Origin of the sequence: Streptomyces sp. NPDC018019 (assembly GCF_044327805.1) — a bacterium.
In the GTDB taxonomy this organism is placed as follows: domain Bacteria; phylum Actinomycetota; class Actinomycetes; order Streptomycetales; family Streptomycetaceae; genus Streptomyces.
Window position 1 is genome coordinate 50534 of sequence record NZ_JBIRGD010000016.1, and the last position, 17360, is coordinate 67893.

Annotated in this window: 15 protein-coding genes and 1 pseudogene; 4 read left to right on the top strand and 12 right to left on the bottom strand. The window is 72.9% G+C overall.

The window, feature by feature from the left end:
* Window positions 1–138 precede the first annotated feature (138 nt).
* From ACH4FX_RS25285 to rimP, 3 genes are all read right to left on the bottom strand, one after another.
* Window positions 139–450, bottom strand: a complete 312-nt coding sequence (locus tag ACH4FX_RS25285; protein WP_398482551.1) for a YlxR family protein — start codon at window positions 448–450, stop codon at window positions 139–141.
* Window positions 451–618: 168 nt separating this feature from the next.
* Window positions 619–1611 (bottom strand): transcription termination factor NusA, encoded by a 993-nt coding sequence (gene nusA / locus ACH4FX_RS25290; RefSeq protein WP_398482553.1) that lies wholly within the window; start codon window positions 1609–1611, stop codon window positions 619–621.
* A 2-nt stretch (window positions 1612–1613) separates the two neighbouring features.
* Window positions 1614–2147, bottom strand: a complete 534-nt coding sequence (rimP, locus tag ACH4FX_RS25295; protein ID WP_398482555.1) for a ribosome maturation factor RimP — start codon at window positions 2145–2147, stop codon at window positions 1614–1616.
* A gap of 118 nt (window positions 2148–2265) precedes the next feature.
* Here rimP and ACH4FX_RS25300 point away from each other — a divergent pair, with 118 nt between their 5' ends.
* From ACH4FX_RS25300 to ACH4FX_RS25310, 3 genes and pseudogenes are all read left to right on the top strand, one after another.
* Window positions 2266–2856 carry a hypothetical protein gene (locus tag ACH4FX_RS25300; protein WP_398482557.1) on the top strand — a complete coding sequence of 197 codons (591 nt, stop codon included), beginning with the start codon at window positions 2266–2268 and terminating at the stop codon, window positions 2854–2856.
* 76 nt (window positions 2857–2932) lie between these two features.
* Window positions 2933–3379 (top strand): annotated as a pseudogene (locus ACH4FX_RS25305) (ferritin-like domain-containing protein); the annotation flags it as partial.
* Window positions 3380–3544: 165 nt separating this feature from the next.
* Entirely contained in the window at window positions 3545–4462 is a 918-nt protein-coding gene (locus ACH4FX_RS25310; RefSeq protein WP_398482789.1) for an aminoglycoside phosphotransferase family protein, read from the top strand.
* 108 nt (window positions 4463–4570) lie between these two features.
* Here ACH4FX_RS25310 and ACH4FX_RS25315 read toward each other — a convergent pair whose 3' ends face one another.
* The 6 genes from ACH4FX_RS25315 to dxr all read right to left on the bottom strand — a co-directional run bounded on the left by ACH4FX_RS25315 (window position 4571) and on the right by dxr (window position 11968).
* Window positions 4571–6271, bottom strand: coding sequence for a proline--tRNA ligase (locus tag ACH4FX_RS25315; protein ID WP_398482559.1), 1701 nt, complete (start codon window positions 6269–6271; stop codon window positions 4571–4573).
* Window positions 6272–6398: 127 nt separating this feature from the next.
* The gene (locus ACH4FX_RS25320) at window positions 6399–6932 is read right to left on the bottom strand and encodes a GNAT family N-acetyltransferase (RefSeq protein ID WP_398482561.1); all 534 of its coding nucleotides are present in this window, start codon (window positions 6930–6932) and stop codon (window positions 6399–6401) included.
* An 89-nt stretch (window positions 6933–7021) separates the two neighbouring features.
* Window positions 7022–7867, bottom strand: coding sequence for a GNAT family N-acetyltransferase (locus tag ACH4FX_RS25325; RefSeq protein ID WP_398482563.1), 846 nt, complete (start codon window positions 7865–7867; stop codon window positions 7022–7024).
* A gap of 197 nt (window positions 7868–8064) precedes the next feature.
* On the bottom strand, window positions 8065–9222 hold the full coding sequence (ispG, locus tag ACH4FX_RS25330; protein ID WP_398482565.1) for a flavodoxin-dependent (E)-4-hydroxy-3-methylbut-2-enyl-diphosphate synthase: 1158 nt from the start codon (window positions 9220–9222) through the stop codon (window positions 8065–8067).
* Window positions 9223–9398: 176 nt separating this feature from the next.
* Window positions 9399–10700: a M50 family metallopeptidase gene (locus tag ACH4FX_RS25335; RefSeq protein WP_398482567.1), complete on the bottom strand. Its 1302-nt coding sequence runs from the start codon at window positions 10698–10700 to the stop codon at window positions 9399–9401.
* Window positions 10697–11968, bottom strand: a complete 1272-nt coding sequence (gene dxr, locus ACH4FX_RS25340) for a 1-deoxy-D-xylulose-5-phosphate reductoisomerase (RefSeq protein ID WP_398482569.1) — start codon at window positions 11966–11968, stop codon at window positions 10697–10699. The genes ACH4FX_RS25335 and dxr overlap by 4 nt, the downstream gene beginning before the upstream one ends.
* Window positions 11969–12080: 112 nt before the next feature.
* On the opposite strand from dxr, the gene ACH4FX_RS25345 reads away from it, so the two are divergent.
* The gene (locus ACH4FX_RS25345; protein ID WP_398482571.1) at window positions 12081–12908 is read left to right on the top strand and encodes a YwqG family protein; all 828 of its coding nucleotides are present in this window, start codon (window positions 12081–12083) and stop codon (window positions 12906–12908) included.
* Between the two features lie 30 nt (window positions 12909–12938).
* Here the strand turns inward: ACH4FX_RS25345 and ACH4FX_RS25350 are convergent, their stop codons facing one another.
* The 3 genes from ACH4FX_RS25350 to ACH4FX_RS25360 all read right to left on the bottom strand — a co-directional run bounded on the left by ACH4FX_RS25350 (window position 12939) and on the right by ACH4FX_RS25360 (window position 17118).
* The gene (locus ACH4FX_RS25350; RefSeq protein WP_398482573.1) at window positions 12939–14858 is read right to left on the bottom strand and encodes an acyl-CoA dehydrogenase family protein; all 1920 of its coding nucleotides are present in this window, start codon (window positions 14856–14858) and stop codon (window positions 12939–12941) included.
* Window positions 14859–15122: 264 nt separating this feature from the next.
* Window positions 15123–15809, bottom strand: a complete 687-nt coding sequence (locus ACH4FX_RS25355) for a response regulator (protein ID WP_398482575.1) — start codon at window positions 15807–15809, stop codon at window positions 15123–15125.
* Window positions 15784–17118: a sensor histidine kinase gene (locus ACH4FX_RS25360; RefSeq protein WP_398482577.1), complete on the bottom strand. Its 1335-nt coding sequence runs from the start codon at window positions 17116–17118 to the stop codon at window positions 15784–15786. Before ACH4FX_RS25360 ends, ACH4FX_RS25355 begins: the two co-directional genes overlap by 26 nt.
* Window positions 17119–17360: the final 242 nt, after the last annotated feature.

The window sequence follows — 17360 nt, forward strand, 5'->3', positions numbered from 1 at the left end:
CTAGGTCCGGGTGTCCACCGGACCGTCGCTACTTCATGGGCGTACTCATCGCGTACTCATCGAGTGCTCATCGCAATCTCGACCTACTTCCGACTCGCGAGGTACCTGACCGCACGGTTTTCCGTGCGCTGTGCTTTCTTACGGTGTTGCCCGATCAACCGGTGGGGCTTGATCGGCATGCGCCCGTTCGACGAAGCGGCGCAAGGCCGTCGCATCGAACGGTCCCCGGCCCCGGAAGGCCCGGGGGAAGACCCGGCGGCGGACCGCCAGGTCGAGACAGACCCGTGTCGGGTGCACATAAGCACCCCGGCCGGGCAGCGTACCGCGAGGATCGGGGACACACTCACCCTCGATCGCCACGATGCGCAGCAGATGGCTCTTGGCCGCTCGCTCCCGGCACCCCACACAGGTGCGCTCAGGGCATGCGCGGGCATGCGTCCGGCCAGACACTGCTTAAGTCTACCTCCCCGCGACGGCCTCACCCCTACGGGGTAATGCCCGAACGGTCGCTCAAAATTCCGGTGGGCCGCCACCGATTTTCGGCTGCGGCCGCACCCTGACGTGTCCCGGCCCCCGGCGGGGACGGGCGGATGGCCCGTACCCGGCGGCGGCCCGGGCTCAGCTCTGGTCCCCGCCCTGGTCGGTGTCCGGGCGGATGTCGATGCGCCAGCCGGTGAGCCGGGCGGCGAGCCGGGCGTTCTGCCCTTCCTTGCCGATGGCCAGCGACAGCTGGTAGTCGGGGACGGTCACCCGGGCGGAGCGCGCCGCCAGGTCGACCACCTCGACCTTGCTGACCCTGGCGGGCGACAGGGCGTGCGCCACCAGCTCGGCCGGGTCGTCCGACCAGTCGACGATGTCGATCTTCTCGCCGTGCAGCTCGGCCATGACCGCGCGCACCCGGCCGCCCATCGGGCCGATGCAGGCGCCCTTGGCGTTCAGCCCGGAGCGGGTGGACCGCACGGCGATCTTGGTGCGGTGGCCCGCCTCACGGGCGATGGCCGCGATCTCCACCGAGCCGTCGGCGATCTCCGGCACCTCCATGGCGAAGAGCTTCTTCACCAGATTGGGGTGGGTGCGCGAGAGCGTCACGGACGGGCCGCGCACGCCCTTGACCACCCGGACCACGTACGAGCGCAGCCGCGTGCCGTGCGCGTACTCCTCGCCCGGGACCTGCTCCTGCACCGGCAGGATGGCCTCCAGCTTGCCGATGTCGACCAGGACGTTCTTCGGGTCCCGGCCCTGCTGGACGACGCCCATGACGACGTCGCCCTCCCGTCCGGCGTACTCGCCGAAGGTGATCTCCTCCTCGGCGTCCCGCAGCCGCTGGAGGATGACCTGCTTGGCGGTGGTCGCCGCGATCCGGCCGAAACCCGACGGGGTGTCGTCGAACTCACGGGGCTCGGCGCCCTCTTCGAGGTCGGCCGGGTCCTCCTTGGCCCACACCGTCACGTGCCCGGTGTCGCGGTTCAGCTCCACCCGCGCGTGCCGGCGGCTTCCCTCGGTGCGGTGGTACGCGATGAGGAGGGCCGACTCGATCGCCGCGACCAGCAGGTCGAACGAGATCTCCTTCTCCCGTACCAAACCCCGCAGGGCACTCATGTCGATGTCCACGGCTACGCCTCCTCCTGGCTCTCGTCGTGCTGCTCGGCGCGGTCGTCGCGCCCCTGGTCCTGCTTGCGGTTGAACTCGATCTCCACGCGCGCCTTGGCGATCTCGGCGAAGGCGACCCGCCGGGCGGTGGGCTTGCGCCCCTTGACGCCCGGGACCTCCAGGTCCAGGCCCTCGTCGTCCATGGCGGTGATGCGTGCCACCAGCTCGCCGCCCTCGTGGAGTTGAGCCTTGACGAGGCGGCCGACGGCGCGGCGGTAGTGCCGCGGCTCGGTCAGCGGGCGGTCGGCTCCGGGGGAGGTGACCTCCAGCGTGTACGGGGCGCCGCCCATGACGTCGGAGTCGTCCAGCGCCTGCGACACCTCGCGGCTCAGCTCGGCACACTCGTCGAGCTGTACGCCGTCGTCGGAGTCGACCACGATCCTCAGCACACGCCGCTTTCCGGCCGGTGTCACCTCGATCTCTTCCAGATCCAGGTCTCGCGCGGCGACGAGCGGTTCAAGCAGTCCGCGCAGCCTCTCGCTCTGGGTGGTGCTCATCCGGGTGACTCCTCGGCCGCGTGTGCTGTTGTGGGAAGGTCGCGTGTCGGGTCAAAGCCTAGCTGTTCCGGCGGGGTACTGACGATTCGGTGGCGGGTCACGGATACGCTCGCCTGCGGTGATCACTACGGACGCCCCCACCGAAGACCCCGGGAAGTCACACGTGCACAACGTCGCGCTCACGCGCAGGAGGACCTTGCTGGCCGGCTCCGTGCTCGGCGGGACGGCGCTGCTGCTCACCGGCTGCTCGGAGGATTCCGGGTCCGGCGGGGGCAGGAAGGACGCGGACGCGGCGGCGGAGGCGCGGCTGCGCGCGCGGGCCGCGCGGGACAGCGCCGCGCTGCTCGCCCGGTACGACGCGACGCTCGCCGCGCACCCCGGCCTCGGCGAGCGGCTGCGGCCGCTGCGCGCCGAAGTGGCCCGGCACGCGGCGGCGTTCGGCGGGGCCTCCCCCGCGCCGTCCGCCTCCGCCGCCCCCTCCACGTCGCCCCGTGCGGGCGCGTCGGCCGCGCCCTCCGCCCCCGCCTCCCCCGCCGTCCCGCCGGACGCGCAGCGGGCGCGGGCGGACCTCGCGGCGGCGGAGCGGCGTACCGCCGACGCCCGGGCCGCGGCCCTCGTGGACGCTCCGCCGGAGCTGGCCGGGCTGCTGGCGTCGGTCGCGGCGGCGGGCGCGGCGCACGCGTACCTGCTCACGGAGGGCGGCGCGTGAGGCGCGCCGCGGCGACGGTGGCACCGATCACGGACGACAGGCCGGGCCCGGCCCCGGCCGCGGAAGGGGCACAGCGATGCTGACATCCAGGGCGGCGCGCGCCGAGGCGGCGGCGAGCGGTACACGGGGCGCCGAGCTGCGGGCACTCCAGGCGGCGCTGGCGGCCGAGCACGCCGCCGTCTACGGCTACGGCGTGGTCGGCGGCCGGATCGGTGCCGACCGGCGCAAAGAAGCGCGGGAGGGGTACGACGCGCACCGCGCGCGCCGGGACGCGCTCCGGCGCGGCGTGCAGGACCTCGGCGGCACACCCCAGGCCGCCGCGGCCGCGTACGAGCTGCCGTTCCCGGTGCCGGACGCGGCCGCCGCCGTCCGGCTGGCCGCGGAGCTGGAGGACCGGGTGGCGGCGGTGTACGCCGATCTCGTACGGGCCGGGGGCGGTGCCCGGCGCCGGGACGCGGCCGGGGCGCTGCGGGAGGCCGCGGTGCGGGCGGTGCGCTGGCGCGGCAGCGGCGTAGCCTTCCCTGGGCTCACGGAGCGCGCCGGGGGCGCCGGCATCCCGTCCGGCGCCCCCGGCGCCGCCGCGGCCGGTTATGACGGGCCGCCCGCACCGGGGGCCACCGCGCCGGTCCACGACGACCGGTTCACCGCACCGATCCACCGAACGTCCGTCGAAAGGGACAGCACACGCATGGCTACGGCACCCATCGAACCGCCGCAACGGCTGGTGAGCGCGCTCGGCGGCGACCCGGACGGCCCGGCCGGTGCCTGGCTCGACGCGCTGCCCGGGCTCGTGCAGCAGCGGCTGGACGCCTGGGAGCTGACTTTGGAGCGGGTGCACGCCCCGGGCGGGCGCAGCAGCCTGCTCGCGTACGTGCGGCAGGCCGACGGCACCCCGGCGGCGCTGAAGTTCCCGGCGCCCGGCCGGGCGCCGGCGCACGAGGGCGCGGCGCTGGCGCAGTGGGACGGCTGGGGCGCGGTCCAGCTGCTGCGCGCCGACGCGGACAGCGGTGCGCTGCTCCTGGAGCGGCTGCGGGGCGCGGTGTCCCTGCGCTCGCTGCCGGAGGCGAAGGCCCTGCTGGAGGCGGCGGGGACGGTACGGCGGCTGTGGGTGCCGCCGGCCGCGGACCACCCCTTCCCGTCGCTGGCGGACCGTACGGAGGAAGCCGTCGAGGAGCTGCGGGCGCTCGGGTCCGCGACGGTGGCCGCCGGGCCGCTGCTGGACGAGTGCCTGGAGCTGCGCCGGGCGCTGCCGGCCGACGCGCCCGAGGAGGTGCTGCTGCACGGCGCGTTCCGGCAGGGCAAGGTGCTGGCCGGGGAGCGGGCGCCGTGGCTGGCGGTCGGCCCGTCGCCGGTGGTCGGCGAGCGGGCGTACGACCTGGCCTGGCTGGTGCTGGACCGCTTCGAGGACCTGGCGGCCGGTTCGGGGGCCGCGTCGGCGGCCCGGCGCCGGGTGGCCAAACTGGCGGACTCCCTGGACGTGGACCGGGACCGGCTGCGCAGTTGGACGCTCCACCGCGCGGTGGCCGCGGGAGTGCGCGAACTGACGACGCCGGGCGGCGACGAGCAGCGCGGCGAGCTGCTGCTGGAGTTCGCCACCTGGCTGTAGGCCCGGCGGACGGCGCGGCAGCCCTGTGGAGAGGGCGCGCGAAGGCGATCGGGGCCGGACCGGACCGGACTCCCGGTCCCGCCCGGCCCCTGGGCCGTTCCGCGTCCGTCAGGCGCTCAGCCGGGCCACGGCCTCCTCGACCGTCAGCTCCTCGCGCTCGCCCGTACGGCGGTCCTTCAGCTCGACGACGCCCTCACCGGCGCGGCGGCCCGCGACCAGGATGGTCGGCACGCCCAGCAGCTCCGCGTCGGTGAACTTCACGCCCGGCGAGACACCGGCCCGGTCGTCCACCAGGACCCGCAGCCCGGCGGCGCCCAGCTTGTCACCGACCTCCAGGGCCAGCTCGGTCTGCTTGGCCTTGCCCGCGGCGACCACGTGCACGTCGGCCGGGGCCACCTCGCGGGGCCAGCACAGGCCGGACTCGTCGTGGGTCTGCTCGGCGAGGGCGGCCACGGCGCGGGAGACGCCGATGCCGTACGAGCCCATCGTGACGCGTACCGGCTTGCCGTTCTGGCCGAGCACGTCCAGCTCGAAGGCGTCCGCGTACTTGCGGCCCAGCTGGAAGATGTGGCCGATTTCGATTGCCCGGTCGATGCGCAGGCCCGCGCCGCACTGGGGGCAGGGGTCGCCCGGCTCGACCACGACGACGTCCAGGTACTCGTCCACCTCGAAGTCGCGGCCCGCGACGACGTTGCGGGCGTGCTTGCCGTCCTTGTTGGCGCCGGTGATCCAGGCGGTGCCGGGGGCGACCCGGGGGTCGGCGAGGTACTTGAACGCCTTCCCCGCCAGGCCCTGCGGACCGACGTAGCCGCGCACCAGGTCGTCGCGGCCAGTGAAGTCCTCGGCGGAGACCAGCTCGACCGTGGCCGGGGCCAGGTGCTCGCCCAGCTTGCCGAGGTCCACCTCGCGGTCGCCGGGCACGCCCACCGCGACGATCTCGCCGTCCACCTTGACGAGGAGGTTCTTGAGGGTGGCGGAGGCGGGGACGCCCAGGTGCTCGGCGAGCGTCTCGATGGTCGGGGTGTCCGGGGTGTCCAGCTCCTCCATCGCGCCGACGCCGGAGGCGTCCGAGGGCTCGACCTTGACCGTGACGGCCTCGGTGTTGGCCGCGTAGTCGCAGGCCGGGCAGTCCACGAAGGTGTCCTCGCCGGCCGCGGCGGGGGCCAGGAACTCCTCGGAGGCCGAGCCGCCCATGGCACCGGAGACGGCGGAGACGATGCGGTAGTCCAGGCCGAGGCGCTGGAAGATCTTCTGGTACGCCTCGCGGTGCAGGCGGTACGACTCGGCCAGGCCCTCGTCGCTGCTGTCGAAGCTGTACGAGTCCTTCATCTGGAACTCGCGGCCGCGCAGCACGCCGGACCGGGGACGGGCCTCGTCCCGGTACTTCGTCTGGATCTGGTAGAGCATCACCGGCAGGTCCTTGTAGGACGTGCACTGGTCCTTGACCGTGAGGGTGAAGATCTCCTCGTGGGTGGGCCCGAGCAGGTACTCGGCGCCCTTGCGGTCCTTGAGGCGGAAGAGCAGGTCGCCGTACTCCTCCCAGCGCCGGCTGGTCTCGTAGGGCTCCTTGGGCAGCAGCGCCGGGAGCAGCACCTCCTGGGCGCCGATGGCGTCCATCTCCTCGCGCACGATCCGCGAGACGTTCTCCAGCACCTTCTTGCCCAGCGGCAGCCAGGTCCAGATGCCGGCGGCGGTGCGGCGGACGTAGCCGGCGCGCACGAGCAGCTTGTGGCTGGCGGTCTCGGCGTCGGCCGGGTCGTCGCGCAGCGTCTTGATCATCAATCGGGACATGCGCTGGACCTGGGCCATGGTGATTCTCCTGCGTAAGAAAAGTGACTGCCGCGAGGTTATCCGGAGGGGCGCGCCCCACGGAAATGGGATACACCCCGCGGCAGGCGGATCCCGTCCGGCGGGATCGCGCCCGGCCGCGTCCCGTTCACCGCTTGAGCGGCAGGGGCGCCCCCATCACGGCGTACGGGAGCGGGGCGCTCGGGAAGAGGACGCGGCGGGCCAGGTCCTGGTAGCCGAGGGAGCGGTAGAGGCCGCGGGCCGGGCTGTCGGTGTCGATGGCGGACAGGATGCTGCGCGGTTCGGTGGCGGCGTCCGTGATGCGGGTGATCAGTTCGCGGCCGATCCGCCGGTTCTGGAAGGCGGGCAGCACGTGCAGTTCGGTGATGACGAAGGAGTCGTCGAGCCACTGGTCCAGGCCGCGGGCGCGCAGGTACGGCTCGACGACGGTGGACCACCAGTGCGTACGGCTGTTGGGCATGCCGTAGACGAAGCCGACCAGCCGTCCGGCGGGGGTCGTGGCACCGAGGGCGCGGGCTCCGGGGCTGGTGAGGTGGCGCAGGACGATGTGGCGGCGGACGCCGATCTCGTCGTCGGTGAGTCCGAAGGCGAGCGCCTGCACGGCGAGCGCGTCGTCCACGCGGGCAGCGAGGTCGAGGGGGCCGACCGCGACGTCATCCATGGCGGGGAGCGTACAAGGCGCCGGGGCGGAAGACGATCGGCGGGGCGGCCGGTGTGCGGCGGCGGCCCGCCGCCGGGGGCGCGGCCGGCTCAGAAGAGCACACTCATGAAGGCGCCGGCCTCCCGGAAGCCGACCCGCCGGTACGCGGCCCGCGCCGCCGTGTTGAAGTCGTTCACGTACAGGGAGGCGACCGGCGCGACCTCGGTGAGGGCGTGGCGCAGCACCGCGGCCATGCCGGTCTCCGAGAGGCCCTTGCCGCGGTACTCGGGCGCGACCCAGACGCCCTGGATCTGGCAGGCCCGGGGGGTGGCGGCGCCGATCTCGGCCTTGAAGACGACCTGGCCGTCGTCGATCCGGGCGAACGACCGCCCGGCCCCGACCAGCTCGGCGACGCGCGCCTGGTAGAGCAGTCCGCCGTCGCCGGCCAGCGGCGAGATGCCGACCTCCTCGGTGAACATCGCCACGCACGCGGGCATGATCAGGTCCATCTCGTGCTTGCCGACGCGCCGTACGTACGGGTCGGGCTCGACCTCGGCGGCGAAGGACGAGGTGACCATCAGCGGCTGGTGGGCGCGCACCTCGCGGGCCGGGCCCCAGGCGGGTTCCAGGAGGGACCACAGTGCGGCGGTGGGTCCGGCCGGGCCGACGATGGAGGAGCAGCGCCGTCCCTGGCGGCGGGCCCGCTCGGCGAAGCCGCGCACCGCTTCGGGGGTGGCGCAGACGGGGACGAGGTTGGCGCCCGCGTAGCACAGCGACTCCAGACGGCCGCCCACGTACCAGCCCCACATCTCGCCGCCGAGCCGCCACGGGTCGAGCCCGGCGACCTGCACGCGCGCGGTGACGAAGGCATTGGCGACCGGGTCGCGGTCCAGCACCGCCAGTGCGTCGTCGAGTTCGCCGGGTTCCAGAACCTTGGTGGTCGTGGTCGTCAGCACGTGTCGGAAAGCCTCACCTTTACGGGCCTGGGAGGCCAGGCGACAGCAGGTCCTGGAACTTTACCTCCCCGGCAGCTGAGCTGCGGATCTGCTGTGCGGGTACCGCTTCCGGCGCGATGTACGCACGAGCCCCGCCACCGGTGTGGTCCGGCGGCGGGGCTCGTGGGGCGCACGCGGCGCCCGGGGCGGTGCGGGCGTCAGCCGGCGACGGAGATCTGGGGCTCGCCGGACATCACGCCGTCCTTCTGCATCTGCTCGGCGATCTTCATGGCCTCTTCGATGAGCGTCTCGACGATCTTCGACTCCGGGACGGTCTTGATGACCTCGCCCTTCACGAAGATCTGGCCCTTGCCGTTGCCGGACGCCACGCCCAGGTCCGCCTCACGCGCCTCACCGGGACCGTTGACCACACAGCCCATCACCGCGACCCGCAGCGGCACCTCCATGCCCTCCAGGCCCGCGGTCACCTCATCGGCCAGCTTGTACACATCCACCTGCGCACGCCCGCACGACGGGCACGAGACGATCTCCAGACGGCGCGGGCGCAGGTTCAGCGACTCCAGGATCTGGAGGCCGACCTTGACCTCCTCGGCCGGCGGAGCCGACAGCGAGACGCGGATCGTGTCACCGATGCCCTCGGACAGCAGCGCACCGAAGGCCACCGCCGACTTGATCGTGCCCTGGAACGCCGGGCCCGCCTCGGTCACACCCAGGTGCAGCGGGTAGTCGCACTGCGCCGCCAGCTGCCGGTACGCGTTGACCATCACCACCGGGTCGTTGTGCTTGACCGAGATCTTGATGTCCCGGAAGCCGTGCTCCTCGAACAGCGAGCACTCCCACAGCGCCGACTCCACCAGCGCCTCCGGCGTGGCCTTGCCGTACTTCTGGAGCAGCCGGCGGTCGAGGGAGCCCGCGTTCACGCCGATGCGGATGGGGGTGCCCGCGTCGGAGGCCGCCTTGGCGATCTCCTTGACCTTGTCGTCGAACTGCTTGATGTTGCCCGGGTTCACCCGGACCGCGGCGCAGCCGGCGTCGATCGCGGCGAACACGTACTTCGGCTGGAAGTGGATGTCGGCGATGACCGGGATCTGCGACTTCTTCGCGATGACCGGCAGCGCGTCGGCGTCGTCCTGGGTCGGGCAGGCGACCCGGACGATCTGGCAGCCGGAGGCGGTCAGCTCGGCGATCTGCTGGAGCGTGGCGCCGATGTCGGACGTGCGCGTGGTCGTCATCGACTGCACCGAGACCGGTGCGTCTCCGCCCACGGCGACCGGACCGACCTGGATCTGGCGGCTGACCCGGCGGTCGGCCAGCTTGGTCGGTACGTCCGGCATTCCCAGTGAAATGGCAGTCATCTGGCGAGCAACCCCAAGGTGTGGATCTAGGTCCCGAGATCGGCGGGCTCCGGCCTTCGAGATTACGGCACGAGGGTCGCCGTGGGCACATCGATCCCCTCCGGTCCCCCATCGGGGGCGGAGGAGCACCCGTGTGCGCCGTGCGGCGGCCGGGGGCCGGTCCGCGGCCCCCGTGCCTACGTCAGCTTCACCGGATTCACCACGTCCGCCACCAGGACCAGCAGAGTGAAGCAGATGAAGATCCCGGCGACGACGTAGGCGACCGGCATCAGCTTGGCCACGTCGAAGGGGCCGGGGTCGGGGCGGCGGAAGACGCGGGCGAAGGCGCGGCGGACCGATTCCCACAGGGCCCCCGCGATGTGACCGCCGTCCAGCGGCAGCAGCGGGAGCATGTTGAACAGGAAGAGGGACAGGTTGAAGCCGGCGACCAGGAAGAGCATGGTCGCCACCCGCTGCTCCGGCGGGATGTTCAGCGAGAAGACCTCGCCGCCGACCCGGGCCGCGCCGACCACGCCCATCGGGGAGTCCTGCTTGCGTTCGCCGCCGTTGAAGGCGGCGTTCCACAGGTCGGGGACCTTGGCGGGCAGGTTGACCAGCGACTGGACGCCCTGTTCGACCATGCTGCCCATGCGGTCCACGGACTGGCCGAAGGACTGCCGGACGATGCCGGTGGCCGGGGTGAAGCCGAGGAAGCCGGCGGTCACGTACTCGCCGGGCACGTACGCGCCGTGCCCGTCGGTCTTGGCGACCTTGTTCTCGATCAGGTCGGCGTGCAGCTGCTGCCGCCGGCCGTCCCGCTCGATGGTGATCGTCGCGGGTCCCGTGGTGTCCCGGATGCGCTGCTGGAGGGTGCCCCAGTCGGGTACGGGTTTGCCGTCGAACTCGACGATCTTGTCGCCGGCCCGCAGGCCCGCGGCCTTGGCCGGGGAGTCCTTGGCGTCCGCGGTGCACTTGCCGCTCTTGGCGGAGGCCGCGATGACACAGTCCGAGACCGAGCCGACCTGGGTGGTCTGGGTGCTGATGCCGAAGCCCATCAGCACGCCCATGAAGATCACGACCGCCAGGATCAGGTTCATGAACGGCCCGGCGAACATCACGATGACGCGTTTCCAGGGCTTGCGCGTGTAGAACAGGCGCTTCTCGTCACCGGGCTGCAGTTCCTCGAAGGCCGCCGAACGGGCGTCCTCGATCATGCCGCGCCAGGGGGAGGTGGACCGGGCGTGTATGGCGCCGTCCTCCCCCGGCGGGAACATCCCGATCATGCGGATGTAGCCGCCGAGCGGTATGGCCTTGATGCCGTACTCGGTGTCGCCCTTGCGCCGGGAGAACAGCGTCGGCCCGAAGCCGACCATGTACTGCGGCACCCGGATGCCGAACATCTTGGCCGTGGACAGGTGCCCCAGCTCGTGCCAGGCGATCGAGAAGAGCAGGCCGACGACGAAGACGACTATGCCCAGAACGGTCATCCAGGTCGTCATGCGCGAGCCTCCGATGTCGTACGGGCCGCTCGGGCGGCCAGCTCACGGGCGCGGGCGCGCGCCCAGGTTTCCGCCTGCAAGACGTCCGCGACCGTCAGGGAGGTTCCCCTGTCGGGCGTGCCGTGCTCCGCGACCACTTCGGCGACGGTATCGACAATCCCGGTGAACGGCAGCCCGCCCTTCAAGAACGCGTCGACGCATTCCTCGTTGGCGGCGTTGAAGACGGCGGGCGCGGTGCCGCCCAGTTCGCCGACGTGGCAGGCCAGCGGCACGGACGGGAACGCCTCGGTGTCCAGCGGCGAGAATTCCCACTGGTGGGCGCGGGTCCAGTCGATGCCGGGGGCGGCGTCCGGTACCCGGTCGGGCCAGCCGATGCCCAGGGCGATCGGCATCCGCATGTCGGGCGGGCTGGCCTGGGCCAGCGTGGAACCGTCGGTGAACTCCACCATCGAGTGGATGTAGGACTGCGGATGGACGACGACCTCGATGCGGTCGAAGGGCACGTCGTACAGCAGGTGCGCCTCGATGACCTCCAGGCCCTTGTTGACCAGGGTCGCGGAGTTGACCGTGATGACCGGGCCCATCGCCCAGGTGGGGTGGGCGAGCGCCTGCTCCGGCGTGACGGACGCCAGCTCGCGCTTCGTACGGCCGCGGAACGGCCCGCCGGAGGCGGTGACGACGAGCTTGCGCACCTCCTTGCGGGGGCCGCCCAGCAGGCCCTGGAAGAGGGCGGAGTGCTCGGAGTCGACCGGGACGATCTGGCCGGGGCGGGCCTGGGCCTTCACCAGCGGGCCGCCGACGATCAGCGACTCCTTGTTGGCGAGCGCCAGCGCGCGGCCCGCCTTCAGGGCGGCGAGGGTGGGCGCGAGGCCGATGGAGCCGGTGATGCCGTTGAGAACGGTGTGGCAGGGGGAGGCGGCGACCTCGGTGGCCGCGTCGGGCCCGGCGAGGATCTCCGGCAGCGGCCGCCCCGCCCCGTACCGGGCGGTAAGCGCCTCGCGCAGCGCCGGCACCACGTCCTCGCGGGCCACCGCCACCGTACGGACCCGCAGCAGGTGCGCCTGCTCGGCCAGCAACGCCACCCGGCCGCCGGCCGCGGACAGCGCGGTGACCCGGAAGCGGTCGGGGTTGCGCAGCACCAGGTCGATGGCCTGGGTGCCGATCGAGCCGGTCGAGCCGAGGATCACGATGTCGCGCGGCCCGCCGCCGTCGCCGGTGAGCGGGGCGGGGACGAAGCGCAGATGCGGGTCAGCGAGGGTGTCCGTCATGGGCACCATTGTTGCCGGTCCGGGCGTGGTCGTGAGCCGCAGGGGACGTTGCCGGTCCGGGCGCGGCCGTGGGCCGCGGGGCGTTGTCAGTGGTCCGTGGGACCGTACGGACATGACGCGAACGATGTCCCCGCCCGCGCGGCTGGCCGCCGCGCACCTGCCCGCCGAGGTGGCGGACCGCTGGACGGCGCTGCTGCGGCCGGCGGTCCGCCTGACCCGCCCCGACAACCGCCGCGCCCCGATGTCCGGCCCGGTGGCCGGCCACCTGGGCGGTCTCCCGGAGCTGCCGCCGGACGTGCCGTGGCCGGTGTGGGAGGGCAACGGGCCGCTGAGTTTCGTCGCCTCGGTGTCGCTGGCCGCGCTGGCCGGCGCGGAGCTGGACATACCCCTGCCCGAGGACGGGACGCTGCTGTTCTTCGTGTCCTACGGTCCGGGGCAGACCGGCGACGGCGTCCCCGGCCTCGGCCCGGACGGGCAGCAGGGCGCCCGCGTGCTGTACGTCCCCGAGGGCACTCCCGTGGCCGAGCGCGGCGCTCCCGAGGGCATCGAGCCGTACCACCGGATACGGCTGTCGGCGGAGCCGGAGCTGACCTGGCCCGACCGGGAGGAACTGCGGATCGAGGACCTCCTGGCCCCGGCGGACCGGGACGACCCGCCCGAGTGGGTGGAGACGTTCGAGGACGCCCTGGGCGACCTCGAACCCCGGGTGCGCCACCGCATCGGCGGCCATCCCATCCCCGTACAGGACGGCGGACCGGAGTACGACGTCGTCCGCGAGGACGAGGACCCGGACGACTGGGTGCTGCTCGCCCAGATCGACAGCGACGAGCGGGCCTGGATGAACTGGGTCCACCAGGGCACGCTGTACTGGCTGATCACCCGGGCTGACCTGGCCGCGCGGAACTTCGCGGCGGCGCGCTTCACCTGGCAGTTCCTCTAGGCCCACCGGGCGAAGCGCGCCGCGCGCGGCTCAGCGGATCGGCCGGTGGACGTTCTCCCGCGCCGAGGGGCCGGGCGTCGCGTCGGCGATCCACGGACCGTCGCCGCTCGGGTCCACGACGCCGTCCTCCAGCCAGGTGTACGTGCCGGTCAGCACGCCCGCGACGACCTTCCGGTCCAGGTCGTCGGTGTTGGTCCACAGCCGGCCGAAGAGTTCGTCGACGCGGATGCGGGACTGCCGGCAGAACGCTTCGGCGAGCTGCCGCGCCTCCCGGCCGTGGTCGCCGGTGGCGCGCAGGTGCTCCGCCCGGACGACGGCGGCGCTCATGGCGAAGAGTTCGGCGCCGATGTCGACGATCCGGCCGAGGAAGCCCTGCTTGGTCTCCATCCGGCCCTGCCAGCGGGACATGGCGTAGAAGGTGGACCGGGCGAGCTTGCGGGCGGCCCGCTCCACGTAGCGCAGATGCCCGGCGAGTTCTCCGAACTCCGCGTACGTACGCGGTAGTTGGCCGGGCCCGGCGACCAGCTTCGGCAGCCAGCGGGCATAGAACGTGCCGGCCTTGGCGGCGGCCCGGCCCTTGTCGGTGAGCGACTTGTCGGGATCGATGAGGTCGCCGGCCACGGACAGGTGCGCGTCCACCGCCTCGCGGGCGATGAGCAGGTGCATGATCTCCGTGGAGCCCTCGAAGATCCGGTTGATCCGCAGGTCGCGCAGGATCTGCTCGGCGGGCACGGCGCGCTCGCCGCGGGCGGCGAGCGAGGCGGCGGTCTCGAAGCCCCGGCCGCCGCGGATCTGCACCAGTTCGTCGGCCATCAGACAGCCCATTTCGGAGCCGTAGAGCTTGGCCAGCGCGGCCTCGATGCGGATGTCGTTGCGGTCCTCGTCGGCCATCTGGGAGGCGAGGTCGACCACGGCCTCCAGCGCGAAGGTGGTGGCCGCGATGAAGGAGATCTTGGAGCCGACCGCCTCGTGCTTCGCGATCGGCTTGCCCCACTGCTCACGGGCGGCGGACCACTCGCGGGCGATCTTCAAGCACCACTTCCCGGCCCCGACGCACATCGCGGGCAGTGAGAGCCGGCCGGTGTTGAGCGTGGTCAGCGCGATCTTCAGACCGGCGCCCTCGGGCCCGATGCGGTTGGCGGCGGGCACCCGTACGCGGTGGAAGCGGGTGACGCCGTTCTCGATGCCGCGCAGGCCCATGAAGGCGTTGCGGTTCTCGACGGTGACGCCTTCGGCGGCGGCCTCGACGACGAACGCGGTGATGCCGCCCTTGTGGCCCTCGCTCTTCGGCACCCGCGCCATGACCACGAGGAGGTCGGCGACGACCCCGTTGGTGGTCCACAGCTTCACGCCGTCGAGTACGTAGTGGTCCCCGTCGGGTACGGCCATGGTCGCCAGCCGGGCCGGGTCGGAGCCCACGTCCGGCTCGGTGAGCAGGAACGCCGAGATGTCCGTCCGGGCGCAGCGCGGCAGGAAGGTGTCCTTCTGCTCCTGGGTGCCGAACAGTTTCAGCGGCTGCGGTACGCCGATCGACTGATGGGCGGAGAGCAGCGCGCCGATGGCCGGGTTGGCGGAGCCCACGAGGGCGAGCGCCTTGTTGTAGTAGACCTGGGTGAGGCCGAGGCCGCCGTACTTGGTGTCGATCTTCATACCGAGCGCGCCGATCTCCTTGAGACCGTCGATGGTCTCGTCGGGGATCCGCGCCTCGCGTTCGATGCGGGCACCGTCGATCTTCGTCTCGCAGAAGTCGCGGAGCTTGGCGAGGAACTCCTCCCCGCGCTGGGCGTCCTCGGTGGCGGGGGTGGGGTGCGGATGGATGAGGTCGAGCCGGAAGCGGCCCAGGAACAGTTCCTTGGCGAAGCTGGGCTTGCGCCAGTCCTGTTCCCGGGCGGCCTCGGCGACCTGCCGGGCCTCGCGCTCGGACACGTTGCGGGTGGATGGAGCGGTCATGAGGGGCTCACCTCGCCGCGGAGTCGGGTCACGGAGTGGGGCGTCGGCCGGTGGGGCCGGGCGGTCGGTGGGACCGGACGGTCGGCGGTCCCGTAATGCGGTGTTCCGTACCGGTCGGCGCCGGGCCGGTGGGCGTACGGCGATCCCGCCGCCGTCCGGCTACCGGCCAGTGCTACTTGTGAGTCTGTACCCGTTCCGTTCGACTTGCACCAGACTTCGCGGCACCGGACGGAGCGGACGGCGCCCCTCCGGCCCCGCCGCGCCTCAGCGGGCACCCGGCGTGACCAGCCCCGTCTCGTACGCCAGCACCACGGCCTGGGCCCGGCTGCACAGGCCCAGCTTGGCCATCGTCCGGTTCAGGTGCGTCTTCACCGTGGCCTCGCTGATCACCAGCCGGGCCGCGATCTCGGGGTTGGACAGTCCCCTGGCGGTGTGCCGCAGCACCTCCAGCTCCCGGGCGGTGAGCGCCTGGAGGGGTTCCGGCCCGTCCGCCGGTTCCGGCCCGGTCTCGTCCCGCTGCCGCGCGTACGCCTCGACCAGCCTGCGGGTGACGCTCGGCGCGAAGAGCATGTCGCCGCCCGCGACGGTGGCGATGGCCGAGAGCAGCCGCTGCGGCGGGGTGTCCTTCAGGAGGAAGCCGCTGGCTCCGGCGCGCAGCGCCGCGTACACGTACTCGTCCAGGTCGAAGGTGGTCAGCACCACGACGCGCGGGGCCGGTCCGCCGGCCTCGGCCGCGGTGCGCAGAATGCGTTCGGTGGCCGTGATGCCGCTGACCCCGGGCATCCGGATGTCCATGAGGATCACGTCGGGGCGGTGTTCGGCGGCCAGCCGGACCGCCTCCTCGCCGTCCGACGCCTCGCCCACCACCTCGACGTCGGGCGCGGCCCGCAGCAGGGCGGCGACGCCGGCCCGGATGAGGACCTGGTCATCGGCCACCAGCACCCTGATCATGCTCTGTCGTCCCTTTCCGAGGCGGGGGCGGCCCCGCCGCGGAGTGGACGGGCAGGGTGAGCCGCACCTGGAAGCCGCCGCCCGGCAGCGGACCGGCCCGCAGACTGCCGCCGTAAATCCTGGCCCGCTCGCGCATCCCTATCAACCCGTGTCCGGTGGAGAGTTGGCCGGAAGCCGCTGGTGGAAGGGTGGCTTCCGGGGACGGGGCGGGTGCGGCGGGCGGGCCGTCGTCGCGCACCTCGACCGTGAGGCGCTCGGTACCGTGGTCGATCCGCACCTCGACGCGGGCGCCCCGCGCGTGCTTGAGGGCGTTGGTCAGCGCTTCCTGTACGACGCGGTAGGCGCACTGTTCCAGCCCCGGCGCGTACGGCCGCCGCTCCCCCGTCGTGTGCAGTTCGACCGGCAGCCCGGCGGCCCGTACCCGCTCGACGGCCCCGCCGATCCGGTCGAGGCCCGGCGCCGGTTCGTAGGCGGTGGCGTCCTTGCCCTCGCCCGTCTCCCCGCGGTCCACGGCGGCCGGCCCGCCCGCCATCTCCCGCGGGTCCACGCGCAGCACGGCCAGCAGCCGCCGCATCTCCTCCAGCGCCTCGCCGCTCGTGCCGGCGATGGTGCCGAGCGCGCGGCGGGCGGTGTCCGGGTCGGAGGTGAAGACGTACCCGGCCAGCCCGGCCTGTACGGAGATCACGGACATGTGGTGGGCGACCACGTCGTGCAGTTCGCGGGCGATGCGCACCCGTTCGTCGGCGACCGCGCGCCGGGCGTTCTCCTCCTTCTCCAGGCGCAGTTGCCGGGCCATCTCGGTGAGCCGGACGTTGCGTTCGGCGGAGGTTCGGGCGACGTTGCCGAACCAGCAGAGGATCACCGTGTACAGCACGCTCTGCCCGAGCGTGGTCGGCCAGGCGCTCTCGTTGCCCGTCGTCCCGGCGAAGTTCCACAGCGCGGCCAGCAGCACGGAGCAGCCGGCGGCGACGCGCGGCGGCCGGTGGGAGGCGACGGTGTAGAGGGCCATCAGGCCGGCGAGGCTGTTGACGACGGGCCAGTAGTCCAGCGCGATGTAGGCGAACCACAGCAGGAAGACGCCCAGGAACACCGCGACGGGGGCCCGCCTGCGGGCCACCAGCAGCAGGTTGATCAGGCAGGTCAGTACGGAACCGGGGCCGTCCAGACGGTCCCAGCCGGCCGGTGCGTTGTCATGGCCGAGCAGCAGCGAAACGGTCGCGAAGGCGGCGGCGACGGCCGTGTCGAGGGTGAGTGGCGGCGGCCTCCGCACCCGCCGTCGCACCGCCCCGGCCACTCCGCCCCTGCGCACGGCCGCAGCGTAACCCGGGCCGCGCGAGGGGGCATCGAACCGGAGCGGGCCGTCCGCATACCGCGGAAGTTGTACGTCCGGGCCGGGGCTACCGCGGAAGTCACGCCCGCATTTCCACCCGCGACGGGACGCCCCGGCGCACGGCGGGCGCGTACGGTCGGAGCACACCACCACAGAAGTGCGGGGGCACGGGGGAGAACGGCACCGCCGCACGGGGGAACGGGGGAGGCAACGCGCTCCGG

Excerpts from the sequence above, each read along its gene's own strand:
- ACH4FX_RS25320 (WP_398482561.1), bottom strand. The coding sequence starts at position 6,932 with ATGGATGACGTCGCGGTCGGCCCCCTCGACCTCGCTGCCCGCGTGGAC.
- dxr (WP_398482569.1), bottom strand. The coding sequence starts at position 11,968 with ATGACGGACACCCTCGCTGACCCGCATCTGCGCTTCGTCCCCGCCCCG.
- ACH4FX_RS25335 (WP_398482567.1), bottom strand. The coding sequence starts at position 10,700 with ATGACGACCTGGATGACCGTTCTGGGCATAGTCGTCTTCGTCGTCGGC.
- ACH4FX_RS25315 (WP_398482559.1), bottom strand. The coding sequence starts at position 6,271 with ATGGCCCAGGTCCAGCGCATGTCCCGATTGATGATCAAGACGCTGCGC.
- ACH4FX_RS25355 (WP_398482575.1), bottom strand. The coding sequence starts at position 15,809 with ATGATCAGGGTGCTGGTGGCCGATGACCAGGTCCTCATCCGGGCCGGC.
- ACH4FX_RS25310 (WP_398482789.1), top strand. The coding sequence starts at position 3,545 with ATGGCTACGGCACCCATCGAACCGCCGCAACGGCTGGTGAGCGCGCTC.
- ACH4FX_RS25350 (WP_398482573.1), bottom strand. The coding sequence starts at position 14,858 with ATGACCGCTCCATCCACCCGCAACGTGTCCGAGCGCGAGGCCCGGCAG.
- ACH4FX_RS25345 (WP_398482571.1), top strand. The coding sequence starts at position 12,081 with ATGACGCGAACGATGTCCCCGCCCGCGCGGCTGGCCGCCGCGCACCTG.
- ispG (WP_398482565.1), bottom strand. The coding sequence starts at position 9,222 with ATGACTGCCATTTCACTGGGAATGCCGGACGTACCGACCAAGCTGGCC.
- rimP (WP_398482555.1), bottom strand. The coding sequence starts at position 2,147 with ATGAGCACCACCCAGAGCGAGAGGCTGCGCGGACTGCTTGAACCGCTC.